The organism is Pseudomonas sp. GZD-209, from assembly GCF_049310485.1.
Lineage (GTDB): Bacteria > Pseudomonadota > Gammaproteobacteria > Pseudomonadales > Pseudomonadaceae > Aquipseudomonas > Aquipseudomonas sichuanensis.
The window spans coordinates 29,406-43,513 of the sequence record NZ_JBMOWQ010000174.1; the positions used below are offsets into that span (position 1 = coordinate 29,406).

Here is a 14,108-nt window from a genome sequence, read left to right on the forward strand (position 1 = left end):
GTTACCGGCGGTCATTCTCGGATGACCACCGGTATTTGGCAAAGGCGCTTAGGCTTTGTACGAAAAATTTTGTGGGAGCGGCGGTGCGCCGCTCCCACAATGTTGGATGACCATACTTTTCGTAAAAGCCTAGAACACCGAGAAGTTGTAGCTGACGATCACCCGTGTCTCGTCCATGTCCCGCGCCCACTTTTCGTAGTTGCTGCGGTAAGTGGAGTTGCGCAGGCGCACGCTGACGTCCTTGAACGTGCCGCTTTGTACCTGGTACTTGAGCTCGGTGTCGCGCTCCCACTCTTTGCCTTCGGCTGTGCTGCCCGGCACCTTGATGTTGTCGCCGTTGATATAACGGGTGAAGAACGTCAGACCGGGAACGCCAATGGCCTTGAAGTCGTAGTCGTAACGCAGTTGCCAGGAGCGCTCCTGGGCGGCGGCGAAGTCGTTGACCTGGGCGTAGTTGACCAGGTACGGGTTGGTGCCGTCGAGGTACGGCATGGCGCTTTCGCCATACATGCGCTGCCAGCCGGCGCTGAGCTTGTGGGCGCCCAGGCTGTAGCCGAGCATGCCGCTGAAGGCGCGGTGGTCGATGTTGCCGGCGCGGGCATTGCCGATGTCATCGCTCTTGATCAGGCGCAGGTCGGCCGACAGCGTACCCACCTGCAGCGGCTGGCTGGCAACCAGGCCGAGGAAGTGCTGGCGGTAGATATTCTCGAGCTTGGACACCTGGTACTGGGCGCTGACACGTTCGTTGAAGCGGTAATCGATACCGCCCAGGTCGAAGTGGTCGGCCTCGATATCGCAGGCATAGCGCTTGTTCTTGCAGTGCACGCGGATGTCCTGGCGGTCGGTGGAATCCCGCGCGGTGTACTGGTTCAGGCGCGCCAGGGTGAACTTGAGGTCACGCACCTCTTCGGAGGTGAGCCAGGCACCGTGGAACATGGTCGGCAACAAACGGCCATCGTTGTACTTGAGCAGGGGTACGTCCGGCATCATCGAACCGTACTTGAGCACGGTCTCGGAGACCTTCACCTTGCCGGCAATTCCCATCTTGGCGTACTGGTCGGCGGAGTGGCGCGGGTCATGCCCGGACGACGGCAGCAGCCCGCTGTTACTGTCAGCCGGGCTGGAATCCAGTTTGAAACCGACCATCCCCAAGGCATCCACCCCGAACCCTACCGGGCCTTGGGTATAACCGGACTGGACATTGAGGATGAACCCTTGCGCCCACTCTTCGCGCTTCGACGCGCCCTGGCTGGAACTGCTGTGACCATCACGGAAGTCGCGGTTGAAATAGACATTGCGGGCTTCGATCTTGGCACTGCTGTCTTCAACAAAACCGGCAGCCTGGGCACTGACACCGGCGCACAGCAAGAACAAGCCGGCAACACTGCGCCCGGGGGCGAGAGGAAAAGGGGCAAACATGCGAGGGAACATCCAGAGAAAGGCAAAAAACAATCCGGGCAGCCACCTGCACCGGCACTACGCGATGAACGAACAGATTTCGACCATCATCGCCAATTTTGCCCCGAAGGCTCTGGAATGAGCCATTGGACCATGGTCTAGCGCAGCCAAGAGCAGCCAATGAAGCAGTTTAAAAGCGGTTGCGAAAAACCGGCAAAGTTCCCGGATAATCAATTGAAAGTTTACTGTTTACCCCCCTGCCCGCGACTACTACACTCACTAACAGCGAACAGCAATACCCACCCGCGTGGCCGGCGTCTAGTGTGACTTCCATGTTCGTTACGCCATGCCACGGCAGACTTACAGGAGTGATGACAGTGTCCAGACTTGCAGAGTTTCGTGCTGCCGAAAAAGCGCTACAGGAACAGATGGCACAACTGGAAGCGCTGAAAAAGGATGCCGGCCTCAAACGCGAAATCGAATTCGAGCAGAAACTAGTCGGCCTGATGAAAAGCTATGACAAGAGCCTGCGCGACATCATCGCCATTCTCGACCCCAAAGCGACCGCGCGGGGCCCGGCAGTTGCCGCCAAACAGCAACGCCGCCCGCGTGTGGTGAAGGTGTACGAGAACCCCCACACCGGCGAGCTGATCGAGACCAAAGGCGGCAACCACCGTGGGCTGAAGGCCTGGAAAGAACAGTACGGGGCGCAGACCGTGGAAAGCTGGGTTCGCTGATGAAATGCCAACATCGGCTTCACACATTTTTCACAAGCGCTGTAACAGTATCGAACCAGCTAAAGGACTAGCGACCCCATCACGCGCCCGCACATGCGGGCCTCTAATTCCTGCGCCCTGCACTCGTGCAGGGCGCTTTCGTTTGCGCTCGAGGCTGACTGCCGTATCATGCCCTCCTGTATTTAGGCTTTGTACGAAAAGTGCCTGCGCGACGATCATGCTGCGTTGAAAACAGGCTCGGAATGCTCATTGACAACCAGTCAACTCCGCTTCCTCGCCTGTTTTCGCCTTGCCTGATCGCCGCTCGGCGACTTTTCGTACAAACCCTAGGCCCTGATTCTGGAGTCCCCATGAGCCTGCATGATCTGAACACCCTGCCCGGCGTCACCGCCCAGCCAGACACCGCCACCGCCCGTTTCGTATTCAACCACACCATGCTGCGGGTCAAGGACATCGAGAAATCGCTGGACTTCTACACCCGTGTGCTGGGCTTCCGCCTGGTGGACAAGCGCGACTTCCCGGAAGCGGCCTTCAGCCTGTATTTCCTGGCCCTGGTCGACCCGGCGCAGATCCCTGCCGACGACGCCGAGCGCCACCAGTGGATGAAATCGATCCCTGGCGTGCTGGAGCTGACCCACAACCACGGCACCGAGAACGACCCTGAGTTCGCCTACCACAACGGCAACACCGACCCACGCGGCTTTGGCCACATCTGCATTTCGGTACCGGACGTACGCGAAGCCTGCGCGCGTTTCGAGGCGCTGGACGTGCCCTTCCAGAAACGCCTGGCCGATGGCCGCATGAACCACCTGGCCTTCGTCAAGGACCCGGATGGTTACTGGGTCGAAGTCATCCAGCCGACCGCGCTGAAAGACTGACAGACGGCGCTCGCGCTCGTCGGGCCGGGAACTCCCGGCCCCTTGCCGTGGTATATGGAAGTAACCCTTCCATAGCCACAGCGAGGTAAGGACGATGCAAACCCTTCACTGTGAATACCGCGAGCACACCATCACCGCCAGTGTGATGCCCCACCCCGATTCCCCCCTGCCCTATGCCGCCGGCTGCCTGATTACCGACCCAGGCGGGCATACCAGCAAGCGCCTGTCGCTGCCGATGAAATTCTTCGCCGACCTGGAGAACGCCCAGCATGTGTCACTGGCCCATGGCCGAGCGCTGGTGGACCATCAGTTGGATGACGGGCACAAGGTGTTTTGAGGCCGCTCCTACAGTAAACAGTTGCCCCCACCCAGACCGCGCTGACTTCAAGCCATGCGTATCCTGTGGGGGCCGCTGCATTCAGCTGCCTTGGGCGAACGCCACCGCCGCCGCCACCTGCTCGTCCGTCGGCCGCACCCCGGTATACAGCACGAACTGCTCCAGTGCCTGCAGGGCAATCACCTCAAGCCCGGTGATCACCGGTTTGCCCAGCGCTTCCGCCCGTTGGATCAGCGGTGTGCGCGCTGGCATCGCCACCACGTCGAACACCCGCTCGGCCGCGGCAATCGCATTTTCCGAAAACGCCAGCTGATCGGCCTCCGGCCCGCCAGCCATGCCGATCGGCGTGACATTGACCAGCATCGGCGGGCACAGGTCGCCCAGCTCGGGCAACCAACGATAGCCACAGACATCCGCTAGGTGCCGCCCGGCCTGTTCGTTGCGGGCGACGATGGTGCCGTCGGCAAAGCCCGCATCACGCAGCGCACTGGCCACCGCCTTGGCCATGCCACCGCTGCCGCGCAAGGCAAAGCCGGTGCCAGGGTCGACCTGGTGGCGCTGCAGCAGCTGGCGTACCGCCAGATAATCGGTGTTGTAGGCCTTGAGGTGACCGTCGGTGTTGACCAGCGTGTTGACCGACTCGATCGCCAGCGCCGACGGATCAACCTCATCCACCAGCGCCATGCAGGCCTCCTTGTACGGCATCGACACACCGCAGCCGCGAATGCCCAGGGCGCGGATGCCGGCCACCGCGGCAGGCAGGTCCTGGGTGGTCATGGCCTTGTAGTAGTAATCCAGCCCGAGCTGCTGGTAGAGGTGATTGTGGAAACGCACGCCGAAGGTACCGGGGCGTCCGGCCAGGGAAATGCACAACACGGTGGCCCTGCTGGGGGAAGGGATCATTGCCGCTCCTGTCGAGGTTGCTGAAACGATTGACTCAGCGTAACAGAGGCAGCCGCCGGTCGCCCCTTACACAACCTTTACCCTTCCCCTGCGCTCACTTGACCCTGTCTGCGGTCATAGTAATCAGGCCCCAAGCGTGGGGTTGTCTTGCGAGGATTGACCATGAAGCGTTTCATCCCCGGAATCGCCCTGCTGGTCGGCGCGCTGGCCGTCAGCGGGCAGGCGTCCGCCCACGGTGGCGGCTGGTATGGCCCGGGGCCGGTGATCGGCGCGGCAGTGGTGGGCGCGGTGGTCGGGGCAGCCGTCAGCGGTGGGCATGACCGTACCGTCTACGTCGAGCGCCAGCCCGCCTATTACCCACCGCCACCGGTATATGTGCAGGCACCGCCACCCCCCGTGTACTACCAGCCCTACGTGGTCGAACAGTATGTGCCGGCACCGCCGCCACCGGTGTATCGCCGCTACTACGGCCCACCGCCGGTTTACTACGGCCCGCCCCGCTGGTAGCCGGCACAGTTGATGAAATCAATGACCACTATCGAAGCCATTGATTTCAAACCTTCACGGCGTCTGCGTAATGTGGGGCCATGTTTCACAGGAGATCCCCCATGGCCCCCATCCAGATCATGTCCGTCATCGGCAGCGCCGTACCGGCCAGCCTGCGTGCGCAAGGCCAGCTGGCATGCTGGTACCTGATGCGCAACGGTGAAGCCATCAGCGGCCCATTGAACACCCGCTCCTCGGCCGAGTTCCTGGCCGGGCAGTTGCTCGACAGCTGCCTTGCAGCCTGAACCGAATCTGTTGTTGTGCGTTGCTCCCCCACGCGTCTGCTTGCCCGCCTTCATGGCGGGCTTTTTTTTGCCCGACGCACGCGGCCCCGACGGCGCAAAAGCGCCCCCCTCAGGTTTCAGCCGCCGTAGAAATGGCTCACGAACTGCGCCACCGGCATCGTGGTGTAGTCGCCGCTGTACGAGGTGATGCGCTTGGCGACCGCGGCATCGTCCGTGGCGAATACATACTTGGCGGTGGCTGCGTCATAGATTGCAAACTGCTGCAACACCCGGCCGTACCAGGCCTTCTTGTTCAGTGCGCCAAACTCGACGATGGTCTGGTAATTCTTGAAGGTCGAATAGTCCAGGTTGGACGCATGCATGAACTCGGCAAACGAAATGCCTTCGGCGCCGGCCTTGATCATATCGAGCGCCGAGGCCTTGTCGGCTTGCGGCGTGGCGAAGAACACTTTCATGTCCAGGTCCATGGCCACCCACTTGTTGTCCTTGGGCAGGTAGACCTCGAGGAACGTGTGGCCATTGTCGTAGGAGTTCCACTCTTCCATCGTCAGCGTGGTCACCACCCGGGACTTCACATTGATGTTTTCGAGCAACTTCTGGGCAAATACCGAAATGGAACCGCAGGTCATGCTCAAGGCGCGGTGCCGCAAAGTGTCGAGCGACTGCTCGTAAGGGCTGGCATTGTCGATGACACCGTGCTTCACCACGGAGGCCAGCATGGTCAGCAGGTTGATCGGGAAGTTCTCGGCCTGACGGTTGAAGACAATTCGCTTGTCGGTGTTCTTGCCGTCGAAGCGCTCCACGATGGCGTCATGATCGCCCTCGACCAGCATGTCGGCATGCTCGCTGAAGTACTTGGCCGCCGAGCCGTCGGTGACTTCCTGCATGGAGATCACGCCAGCATCGGAAATGGTCTTCACGAACACCCGCTCCCGATCGACGAAAGGATACGGCTGCGCGGGCAGCGGCTCAGCCTGGGCAACCACCTTGCCCTTGACGCTGCCATAGAGGTTCCTCGCGGTATCCACCATGTTCGCCGTGGAGAACGCATCGAGCACATCCACTTTTGATTGGTTTTGCACCAGCAAGGACGAGCCCACGACGACCGCGGCGCACAACACATAAGGTGCAAATTTTCTCTTCATGGACAGCTCTCAAACCTTGCAAATTCAGGGTGTGCTTCAGCGTTGATCTGGGCAACGCTTCAGGGAAGGGGCGCAATGATAGCACCACACCCGCCGCTTATGTTCACCGGGGCCTCGCAGGCCAAGGGCGCCACGAAACCGGTCATGAAAGGCACAGGACTAAACATGCTTCGCGTTGCGTCAGCAGCGCAGAGCGCCCCGCCTCATCCGTTCGAGGAAACAGTTCACAGGGCGCTCTGCAGTGATGATGACGGTGTTTGGTTAATACCGGCGGTGCTCATGGCCACCGCGATCTTCATCGTAGTAATGCCGGTGATGCCTTCCATCGTGCCAATACGGCCAGCACCCGCTCAACAGCACCACCGCCGACAGTATTGCGACCCAAGCAGCTTTTCGTTTCATTTGAGTGTCTCCGGCCAGGCGAAGCCAGGCCTTGCATAGTTTGGACCTCCGCAAAAGTGCAGGTTCAAACATTGCCGCTCCACTCATCCCTTCACATACAACTGCATTGGCAGACGCCAGGCGACCTTGAGGCAGTCTGCCCGACAGTGCCTCAAGCGCCTTCGCCCTTCACCTGGCAGATGCCATTGGCTCGGTTCTTTCCGGTATAGGAAACGCTCGCAGAGCCGTCCGGGTTGATCGACAGCGAGATCGCCACATCGCTGCCCTTGGCTTCGAAGTAGTTGTCGTTGAACCTCTTCAACTTGCCTTCCTTGCCATTGATGTAGACAGGGCCGCCCTTGTCGGCGTGCACCTCGATGTTGCCTGGGCACGTGGCGTTCACCAGCGGAATTCCAGCCTGAGCGGCGCCCGACGCAACCAGCATGACGCCCAGCAGTAGTCGCTTCATCTCAGATTCCTTGAGTGGATTGATCGAGAGGGAAGCAGTAGCCCAATTCGGCGCTGGCCGCCAGTACCCTCCACCAATGACCGGGCCGAAATTGCCAAGCTGGAGCAGCAGGTAATGGGTACAGAATTGGTACAGGATTAAATTTCGTTCACCTTGCGCCCTTTGGATATAAGGCATTCGACAGCCTTTAAGCCATACTCCACAATGCATCGGTTTTTGGGGGAAAACCCTTGCACAGCCAACGACATACCAACATTTAGTGAGCCTCAACGTGAAAACTTCCCTGTCCATCCTCAGCCTGCTGCTGTTGCTCACAGGTACTGCGACCCTCCCGTCGACCGCTGCTGCACAACCCCCGGCCCAGGCCCAACGTGACCCCAGCAAGTTGCACCTGGCCTCCGGCAGCGCCCTGCTGATCGACCTCAACACCAACCAGGAGCTGTACGCCAGCCACGCCGATCGCGTGCGCCCCATCGCCTCGGTCACCAAACTGATGACCGCGATGGTCGTGCTCGACGCCAAGCTGCCCATGGACGAAATGCTCAGCATGACCATCGCCAACAACCCGGAGATGAAAGGCGTGTATTCGCGGGTGCGCCTGGGTAGCGAGCTCAACCGTCGCGAGACGCTGCTGATTACCCTGATGTCGTCGGAGAACCGCGCCGCCACCACCCTGGCCAACCACTACCCTGGTGGCTACGGCGCGTTCATCAAGGCCATGAACGCCAAGGCCCGCGCACTGGGCATGAGCCATACCCGCTACGTCGAGCCGACCGGCCTGTCGACGCTGAACGTGTCCACCGCCCAGGACCTGGCCAAACTGCTGATGGCCTCGCGCAAGTACCCGATGCTCAGCGAACTGTCGACCACCCCGGAAAAGACCGTGGCGTTCCGTAAACCCAACTACACCCTGGGCTTCCGTAACACCGACCATCTGGTCAACAAGAGCAACTGGGACATCAAGCTGACCAAGACCGGCTTCACCAACGAGGCGGGCCACTGCCTGGTGCTGCTGACCCGGATGGACAACCGCCCGGTGGCCATGGTGATTCTCGACGCCTACGGCAAGTACACCCACTTCGCCGATGCCAGCCGCATGCGCCAATGGCTGGAAACCGGCAGCGCCAAGGCGGCGCCGTCGGTGGCCATGCAGTACAAGAGCGAGCGCCAGACCCGCCCGCGCCTGGTTCAGGACTAAAAGCCCGCGCCGCCCCGCAGGACGCGGGGCACGCCTTCAGCGGCGGCCTTCGGCCAGCATGCGCACGGCCAGCCCGGCCAGTACGGTCCCCATCAGCCAACGCTGAACCTGCTGCCACACCGGCCGCCCGGCGAGAAACACGGCGATGGAGCCGGCCATCACCGCGATCAACGCATTCACCGACACACTGATCATGATCTGCGTGCAGCCCAGCACCAGCGACTGGGCCAGCACACTGCCGTGGCCCGGTTCGATGAACTGTGGCATCAGCGACAGGTACATCACCGCGATCTTGGGGTTGAGCAGGCTGGTCAACAGGCCCATGCCGAACAGCCGACGCGGGCTGTCCGCCGGCAGGTCGCGCACCTGGAACGGCGAGCGGCCACCCGGGCGCAGCGCCTGCCAGGCCAGGTACAGCAAGTACAAGGCGCCGCCGATGCGCAGCGCGTCGTAGGCCAACGGCACCGCCATCACCAGCGCGGTGATGCCCAGTGCCGCGCACAGCATGTAGATGACGAAGCCCAGGGCCACACCGCCCAGCGAGATCAACCCGGCCGCACGGCCCTGGCAGATCGAGCGGGAGATCAGGTAGATCATGTTCGGGCCGGGGGTGAGGACCATGCCCAGGCAGATCAGGGCGAAGGCCAGCAGGCTGGTGAGTTCAGGCATCGTGCACGTCCTTGTGGTGGTGTGTGGGCGAAGTGTATCCGCAGATGATCGCGCCTTGAAACGCTGATCCATGCTTGGGATCGCATATGGGCCACCAAGTGTATGGCGATAGATCTGCAGCGCTCTCAAGATCGAGCGCCGCCCACGCGGCGCATCGCGGGACAAGCCCGCTCCCACATTTGTTTCGGGCCAGTCTTTCCTGTGCCATCACCTGGTCTGCCTTGTTGGTACGACGCGGCTTCATCATGGGCGTTGCAACCGCCCCACATGACTCAAGGCATGCACCAAGGCAGGCGCCGGTACTTTCACAGGAATAATTGGCCCGAAACAAATGTGGGAGCGGGCTTGTCCCGCGATGCGCCGCGCGGGCGGCGCTCGATCTCACAGGCGCTGCAAAAACACCGGCGAACACTGGTGGCCCGCATGCGCTCTCAAGCCAGACCCCCAGCCCTCACACCACCCTCTGCATATGCGTAGTCCGCCAAACCGGGTCCCCTTCCACATCCACAATCGCAAACCCCTGCCCCTCCCAGAACCGAATCGCTCCCGGCAAAAACGGATGGGTATGCAGGTACAGCCACTCAACCCCAGCGCGCTGCGCCGCCGCACTCAGCGCCGCAAACAGCTCCCTTGCCAGCCCATGGCGCCGATACTCCGGCACAACAAACAACCGCACCACTTCCACGGTACGGCGAGCGCGGTAATCGAGCTGGGCAAAACGATGGTCATACGGCAGGTACCCGATGCCCGCCACCAACCGCCCCTGGTCATGGGCGACCAGGAACAACCCCTCCCCTTCGAGGTAGCTTTCCTCGAAACAGGCAAGGTCCCTGGGCATCGGTGAATCGGCGAGCATCGGGAAAAGCCCACGGCGGGCGGTATCGATGAAATCGACGACCTCGCGGGCATTGCGGTGGGTGGCGGTGCTCAGCGTCCAGGTCGGCATCGGTGTTGCGGCGGCTCGTTCATCACGGGCCGCCAGCATACCCAATCAACCCGGCGAAGGTCAGGCCACGGTGTCGACCGAACCACCGGCACTGCTGCCACCAAGCTTGTTCAGGGTCTCCAGCAACTGCGCGGTAGCCGCCGAGATCTGCCCGATCAGGGTGGTGATACTGGCCTGCTTGGCAGCAATCGCCGCCTGGCTCGCCGGGTCGTCGTGCTGCTTCGCCATCATCGCGGCCAACTGCTTCTGCTCTTCGGCCAGCTGCTTCTGCAGCCGCTCGATCATCTCGCGCAGCTCTTTGACCTCGGGCGGATCGGAGCTTTCGTCGGTCTCGATGCTGGGCCCGGCGTCGGCATCAGCCTTGAACAGCTTGGGGTCGATCTTCAGCGGCGCTGCTTCCTGAGTGCCGCTGCCGGCCTGGGTTGTGCCGTTCTGAGCGGTGGTATTGAGCGTCGGCGCGGCGCCGGCGATGTTGATGAGCGTGAAATTAACCATGTCCCTATTCCTCTGCCAGGGTCCTTCCGATGACTGCTTATCGGCCGGCCACAGCGAAACCTGAACGCCAACGCATCGATAAATTTACCCCCCCGCCATTCGTCCACCTGATACCCGAACCCTGCCCGGGCGCCCGTGCGCCACCGGCAGGCACCCGATCAGCCCTGCAACGAGATGGCAATGACCAAGACCCGTTCCCGCAAAGCCCTGTACATCGGCCTGCCCCTGGCCCTGGCGGTCGCCCTGGGCAGCGCCGCCGGCTACTTCTACTGGCAAGGCCGGGAGGCCGGCTACCCGCGCCAGATCGTCGAACAGGCCAACGCCCTGCACGAACACATGCTCTCCTTCGACAGCCACGTCACCGTGCCGCTGGACCTGGGCAACGCCGGCAACGAACTGGACAAGGACGGCCCGACCCAGTTCGACCTGGTCAAGGCCAACCGCGGGCGCCTGTCGGGCGCCGCGCTGACCATTTTCGGCTGGCCGGAAATCTGGAACGGCCCCAACGCGCCGCACCGCCCCACCCCCGGTTTCGTCGACGCCGCGCGTCACGAGCAAGAGGTGCGCTACAAGATCATCAGCGGCATGGTCCGCGACTTCCCCAACCAGGTCGGCATCGCCTACACCCCCGCGGACTTCCGCCGCCTCAACGGCGAGGGCAAGTTCGCCATCTTCATCAGCATGCTCAACGCCTACCCGCTGGGCCATGACGTCGCCCAGCTGGACCTGTGGGCCGCACGCGGCATGCGCATGTTCGGTTTCAGCTACACCGGCAACAATGACTGGGCCGACTCCTCGCGCCCGCTGCCGTTCTTCAATGACACCGCCGACGCCCTCGGCGGCCTGTCGCCGCTGGGCGAGCAAGCGGTCAAGCGCCTCAACGACCTGGGCGTGATCATCGACGTGTCGCAGATGTCGACAAAGGCCCTGGAAGACGTCGCCCGCCTGTCGCGCGCACCGATGGTCGCCTCGCACTCGGCGCCCCGGGCGCTGGTGGACATCCCACGCAACCTCTCCGACCACGAGATGCAGCTGATCAAGGCCAGCGGCGGGGTGATCCAGGTGGTCGGCTTCGGCCAGTACCTCAAGCCGCTGGGCAAGCCTGTGCTGGACAAGCTCGACGCCCTGCGCGCGCGCTTCGACCTGCAACCGCTGCAAGGCCTGGCCAACGCCCTGATGCCGGGCGACGCGGTAATCGCCATCTGGCCCGAGTCGCGCTTCGGCGAATACGCAAGTTCGCTGTACGGCATCCTCGAAGAAGAACCCAAGGCCACCCTCAAGCAGTACGTCGACGCCATCGACTACACGGTGAAGAAGGTGGGCATCGACCACGTCGGCATCAGTTCCGACTTCAACGACGGCGGCGGCCTGGACGGCTGGAAGGACGTGAGCGAAATCCGCAACGTCACCGCCGAGCTGCTGACCCGCGGCTACAGCGAGACGGACATCGCGAAACTCTGGGCGGGCAACTTCCTGCGCGCCTGGGAACAAGTCCAGAAAGCCGCCCACCCCGTCGCCAATCGCTGAGTCGAGAGCCCCCCTTTCATGAGCAACCGCCGCACCTTCCTCAAACACGCCGGCCTGCTGGCCGCCAGCCTGCCCCTGCTGCCCGAGGCCCTGGCGGCCGGCGACACACCACTGGCCGGCACTGACAAGTGGCGCAACCTGCGCACGCTGTTCCCGCTGGCCCCGGACGTGGCGCACTTCGCCAACTTCCTGGTCACCGCCCACCCACGCCCGGTGCAGCAGGCGATCGACCGCCACCGCGCCGATCTCGACCGCAACCCCGCCGCGCTGATGGACTGGGAAAGCCAGTACGAATGGCAACGCGAGGACGAAGTGCGCGAGTGGGCCGGGCGCTACCTGGAAGTCGGCCCCCGGCAGATCGCCCTCACCGGCAGCACCACCGAAGGCTTGGCGATGATTTACGGCGGCCTCAAGGTCGGCGCCAACCAGGAGATCCTGATCACCGAGCACGAACACTACTCGGCGCAAAAGGCCCTGGAGTTTCGCAGCCAGCGCCAAGGCACCGCGGTGCGCACGATCCGCCTGTTCGACGACCCCTGGACAGTGTCCACCGACCAGGTGCTGAGCACCCTCGACAAGGCCATCAAGCCCAACACCCGGGTGCTGGGCATGACCTGGGTGCATTCGGGCAGTGGCGTCAAGCTGCCGGTGGGCGAGATCGGCGAACTGGTGCGCCGGCACAACCGCAACCGCAGCGAGGCCGAGCGGATCATCTACGTGGTCGACGGCGTGCACGGCTTCGGCGTGGAGAACGCACGCTTCGCCGACTTCAACTGCGACTACTTCATCGCCGGCACCCACAAATGGATGTTCGGCCCGCGCGGCACCGGGATCATCTGCGCCGCCTCCACCGGCATGCAGCACCTTACCCCAAGCGTCGCCACCTTCTCCCGCGACGAAGACTTCGCCACCATCATGACCCCGGGTGGCTACCACGCCTTCGAGCACCGCTGGGCTGTCGGCGAAGCCTTCAAGCTGCACCTGCAACTGGGCAAGGCCGATGTGCAGCAGCGCATCCACCAGCTCAACAGCCTGCTCAAGCAACGCCTGGCCGAGCACCGCCAGATCCAGCTGGTGACCCCGCGCAGCGAACAGTTCTCCGCCGGGTTCACTTTCTTCCGCATCAAGGACCGCGACGCCGATGCCGTAGCCGCCCACCTCAACGCCAACAAGGTGATGTGCGACGCCGTGTACCGCGACGTTGGCCCGGTCATCCGCCTGGCGCCCAGCCTGCTCAACGACGAGCAGCAGATCGACCGGGCCATGGCCCTGATAACCCAGCAACTCTGAACAAGGCATACCCATGAGCGCTTCCCTGCATCGCCTGACCCTGGCCGCCGTGCTGGCCGCCTGCAGCCTGCCGGCCCTGGCCGCCAAACCCGCCGACACCCCCGGCACGGTGTTCCGTGACTGCAAGAAGACCTGCCCGGAAATGGTCGTGCTGCCCGCCGGCACCTTCACCATGGGCACCCCGGCCGACGAGATGGGCCGCCAGGACGACGAAAGCCCGCAGCACCCGGTGACCTTCGCCAAGCCGTTCGCCATCAGCCGCTACCAGATCACCGCCGAGGAATGGGCGGCCTACCAGAAAGAGGCCGGCGTGGTCATCGCCGACGGTGACGAGCGCCCCGGCCGCCACTGCAGCAACAGCAAGCCCAGCTACAAGCAGGGCCCGCGCCAGCCAGCGGTGTGCATGAGCTACCACGACGCCGGGCGATACGCGGCGTGGCTGTCGAAGAAGACCGGCCAGCGCTACAGCCTGGTCAGCGAAGCCCAACGCGAATATGCCGCACGCGGCGGCAGCACCGGGATGTTCCCGTTCGAAGCGGATGCCAACTTCGAAATCAGCAAGAACGCCAACGTCTACGGCCCCAAGGACGGCTTCAGCTTCACCGCGCCGGTGGGCAGCTTCCCGGCCAACGCCTTCGGCGTGTACGACATGCACGGCAACGTCTACGAGTGGGTCGCCGACTGCTACCACGACGACTACAAGGGCGCCCCGGCCGATGGCAGCGCATGGCAAGAGGCGAGCTGCGAACTGGTCAGCATCCGCGGCAACGACTGGGGCGAGGCACCGATCTTCTCGCGCTCGGGCAACCGCAACAACGCCGAGCCCGACAACCGCGGCGACTGGATCGGCGTGCGGCTCGCCAGGGAGCTCTGAGACGCCCGACGGCGGTAAATTCTCCCCTCCCCGGCTCGTTCCTATCGGTGTACTTGCGCAGGACACGGGG

At 63.0% G+C, this 14,108-nt stretch carries 16 protein-coding genes; 9 read left to right on the top strand and 7 right to left on the bottom strand.

Translation table 11 applies throughout. The features are described from left to right. Window positions 1-129: 129 nt before the first annotated feature. Window positions 130-1,419, bottom strand: coding sequence for an OprD family porin (locus ACO6VM_RS19415; RefSeq protein WP_422403677.1), 1,290 nt, complete (start codon window positions 1,417-1,419; stop codon window positions 130-132). A 356-nt stretch (window positions 1,420-1,775) separates the two neighbouring features. Between ACO6VM_RS19415 and ACO6VM_RS19420 the strand changes: the two genes are divergently transcribed. From ACO6VM_RS19420 to ACO6VM_RS19430, 3 genes are all read left to right on the top strand, one after another. Continuing rightward, window positions 1,776-2,135 (top strand): histone-like nucleoid-structuring protein, MvaT/MvaU family, encoded by a 360-nt coding sequence (locus ACO6VM_RS19420; RefSeq protein ID WP_110994653.1) that lies wholly within the window; start codon window positions 1,776-1,778, stop codon window positions 2,133-2,135. A 350-nt stretch (window positions 2,136-2,485) separates the two neighbouring features. Further along, complete coding sequence (gene gloA / locus ACO6VM_RS19425; protein WP_390971010.1) at window positions 2,486-3,013, top strand: lactoylglutathione lyase; 528 nt, start codon at window positions 2,486-2,488, stop codon at window positions 3,011-3,013. Window positions 3,014-3,107: 94 nt separating this feature from the next. Beyond that, complete coding sequence (locus ACO6VM_RS19430; protein ID WP_125463705.1) at window positions 3,108-3,350, top strand: hypothetical protein; 243 nt, start codon at window positions 3,108-3,110, stop codon at window positions 3,348-3,350. A gap of 81 nt (window positions 3,351-3,431) precedes the next feature. Here ACO6VM_RS19430 and ACO6VM_RS19435 read toward each other — a convergent pair whose 3' ends face one another. Then, window positions 3,432-4,253: a shikimate 5-dehydrogenase gene (locus ACO6VM_RS19435; protein ID WP_401060747.1), complete on the bottom strand. Its 822-nt coding sequence runs from the start codon at window positions 4,251-4,253 to the stop codon at window positions 3,432-3,434. 162 nt (window positions 4,254-4,415) lie between these two features. Here ACO6VM_RS19435 and ACO6VM_RS19440 point away from each other — a divergent pair, with 162 nt between their 5' ends. Together ACO6VM_RS19440 and ACO6VM_RS19445 are read left to right on the top strand one after the other, a co-directional pair. Beyond that, on the top strand, window positions 4,416-4,760 hold the full coding sequence (locus ACO6VM_RS19440; protein ID WP_110994624.1) for a hypothetical protein: 345 nt from the start codon (window positions 4,416-4,418) through the stop codon (window positions 4,758-4,760). A 101-nt stretch (window positions 4,761-4,861) separates the two neighbouring features. Next, window positions 4,862-5,044, top strand: a complete 183-nt coding sequence (locus ACO6VM_RS19445) for a hypothetical protein (RefSeq protein ID WP_422403678.1) — start codon at window positions 4,862-4,864, stop codon at window positions 5,042-5,044. 116 nt (window positions 5,045-5,160) lie between these two features. Here the strand turns inward: ACO6VM_RS19445 and ACO6VM_RS19450 are convergent, their stop codons facing one another. Beyond that, window positions 5,161-6,189 carry a transglutaminase domain-containing protein gene (locus tag ACO6VM_RS19450; RefSeq protein WP_422403679.1) on the bottom strand — a complete coding sequence of 343 codons (1,029 nt, stop codon included), beginning with the start codon at window positions 6,187-6,189 and terminating at the stop codon, window positions 5,161-5,163. A gap of 553 nt (window positions 6,190-6,742) precedes the next feature. Then, window positions 6,743-7,039 (bottom strand): hypothetical protein, encoded by a 297-nt coding sequence (locus ACO6VM_RS19455; RefSeq protein WP_422403680.1) that lies wholly within the window; start codon window positions 7,037-7,039, stop codon window positions 6,743-6,745. 271 nt (window positions 7,040-7,310) lie between these two features. Between ACO6VM_RS19455 and pbpG the strand changes: the two genes are divergently transcribed. Then, complete coding sequence (pbpG, locus tag ACO6VM_RS19460; protein ID WP_422403681.1) at window positions 7,311-8,237, top strand: D-alanyl-D-alanine endopeptidase; 927 nt, start codon at window positions 7,311-7,313, stop codon at window positions 8,235-8,237. A 36-nt stretch (window positions 8,238-8,273) separates the two neighbouring features. Here pbpG and ACO6VM_RS19465 read toward each other — a convergent pair whose 3' ends face one another. From ACO6VM_RS19465 to ACO6VM_RS19475, 3 genes are all read right to left on the bottom strand, one after another. Then, window positions 8,274-8,906: a LysE family translocator gene (locus ACO6VM_RS19465; RefSeq protein ID WP_125463698.1), complete on the bottom strand. Its 633-nt coding sequence runs from the start codon at window positions 8,904-8,906 to the stop codon at window positions 8,274-8,276. Window positions 8,907-9,357: 451 nt separating this feature from the next. Beyond that, window positions 9,358-9,852 (bottom strand): GNAT family N-acetyltransferase, encoded by a 495-nt coding sequence (locus tag ACO6VM_RS19470; RefSeq protein WP_422403687.1) that lies wholly within the window; start codon window positions 9,850-9,852, stop codon window positions 9,358-9,360. 60 nt (window positions 9,853-9,912) lie between these two features. Beyond that, complete coding sequence (locus tag ACO6VM_RS19475) at window positions 9,913-10,347, bottom strand: hypothetical protein (RefSeq protein WP_422403682.1); 435 nt, start codon at window positions 10,345-10,347, stop codon at window positions 9,913-9,915. Window positions 10,348-10,527: 180 nt separating this feature from the next. Here ACO6VM_RS19475 and pvdM point away from each other — a divergent pair, with 180 nt between their 5' ends. From pvdM to ACO6VM_RS19490, 3 genes are read left to right on the top strand one after another with little or no spacing between them, the layout of a single operon-like run. Then, window positions 10,528-11,874 carry a pyoverdine-tailoring dipeptidase-like protein PvdM gene (gene pvdM / locus ACO6VM_RS19480; protein ID WP_401060865.1) on the top strand — a complete coding sequence of 449 codons (1,347 nt, stop codon included), beginning with the start codon at window positions 10,528-10,530 and terminating at the stop codon, window positions 11,872-11,874. A gap of 18 nt (window positions 11,875-11,892) precedes the next feature. Next, entirely contained in the window at window positions 11,893-13,164 is a 1,272-nt protein-coding gene (locus ACO6VM_RS19485) for an aminotransferase class V-fold PLP-dependent enzyme (RefSeq protein WP_401060863.1), read from the top strand. 13 nt (window positions 13,165-13,177) lie between these two features. Beyond that, window positions 13,178-14,038 (top strand): formylglycine-generating enzyme family protein, encoded by an 861-nt coding sequence (locus ACO6VM_RS19490; protein WP_422403683.1) that lies wholly within the window; start codon window positions 13,178-13,180, stop codon window positions 14,036-14,038. Window positions 14,039-14,108 lie beyond the last annotated feature (70 nt).

Excerpts from the sequence above, each read along its gene's own strand:
- ACO6VM_RS19445 (WP_422403678.1), top strand. The coding sequence starts at position 4,862 with ATGGCCCCCATCCAGATCATGTCCGTCATCGGCAGCGCCGTACCGGCC.
- ACO6VM_RS19415 (WP_422403677.1), bottom strand. The coding sequence starts at position 1,419 with ATGTTTGCCCCTTTTCCTCTCGCCCCCGGGCGCAGTGTTGCCGGCTTG.
- ACO6VM_RS19470 (WP_422403687.1), bottom strand. The coding sequence starts at position 9,852 with ATGCCGACCTGGACGCTGAGCACCGCCACCCACCGCAATGCCCGCGAG.
- ACO6VM_RS19490 (WP_422403683.1), top strand. The coding sequence starts at position 13,178 with ATGAGCGCTTCCCTGCATCGCCTGACCCTGGCCGCCGTGCTGGCCGCC.
- ACO6VM_RS19435 (WP_401060747.1), bottom strand. The coding sequence starts at position 4,253 with ATGATCCCTTCCCCCAGCAGGGCCACCGTGTTGTGCATTTCCCTGGCC.
- ACO6VM_RS19485 (WP_401060863.1), top strand. The coding sequence starts at position 11,893 with ATGAGCAACCGCCGCACCTTCCTCAAACACGCCGGCCTGCTGGCCGCC.
- ACO6VM_RS19465 (WP_125463698.1), bottom strand. The coding sequence starts at position 8,906 with ATGCCTGAACTCACCAGCCTGCTGGCCTTCGCCCTGATCTGCCTGGGC.
- ACO6VM_RS19440 (WP_110994624.1), top strand. The coding sequence starts at position 4,416 with ATGAAGCGTTTCATCCCCGGAATCGCCCTGCTGGTCGGCGCGCTGGCC.
- ACO6VM_RS19455 (WP_422403680.1), bottom strand. The coding sequence starts at position 7,039 with ATGAAGCGACTACTGCTGGGCGTCATGCTGGTTGCGTCGGGCGCCGCT.
- ACO6VM_RS19450 (WP_422403679.1), bottom strand. The coding sequence starts at position 6,189 with ATGAAGAGAAAATTTGCACCTTATGTGTTGTGCGCCGCGGTCGTCGTG.
- ACO6VM_RS19430 (WP_125463705.1), top strand. The coding sequence starts at position 3,108 with ATGCAAACCCTTCACTGTGAATACCGCGAGCACACCATCACCGCCAGT.
- ACO6VM_RS19475 (WP_422403682.1), bottom strand. The coding sequence starts at position 10,347 with ATGGTTAATTTCACGCTCATCAACATCGCCGGCGCCGCGCCGACGCTC.
- pvdM (WP_401060865.1), top strand. The coding sequence starts at position 10,528 with ATGACCAAGACCCGTTCCCGCAAAGCCCTGTACATCGGCCTGCCCCTG.
- gloA (WP_390971010.1), top strand. The coding sequence starts at position 2,486 with ATGAGCCTGCATGATCTGAACACCCTGCCCGGCGTCACCGCCCAGCCA.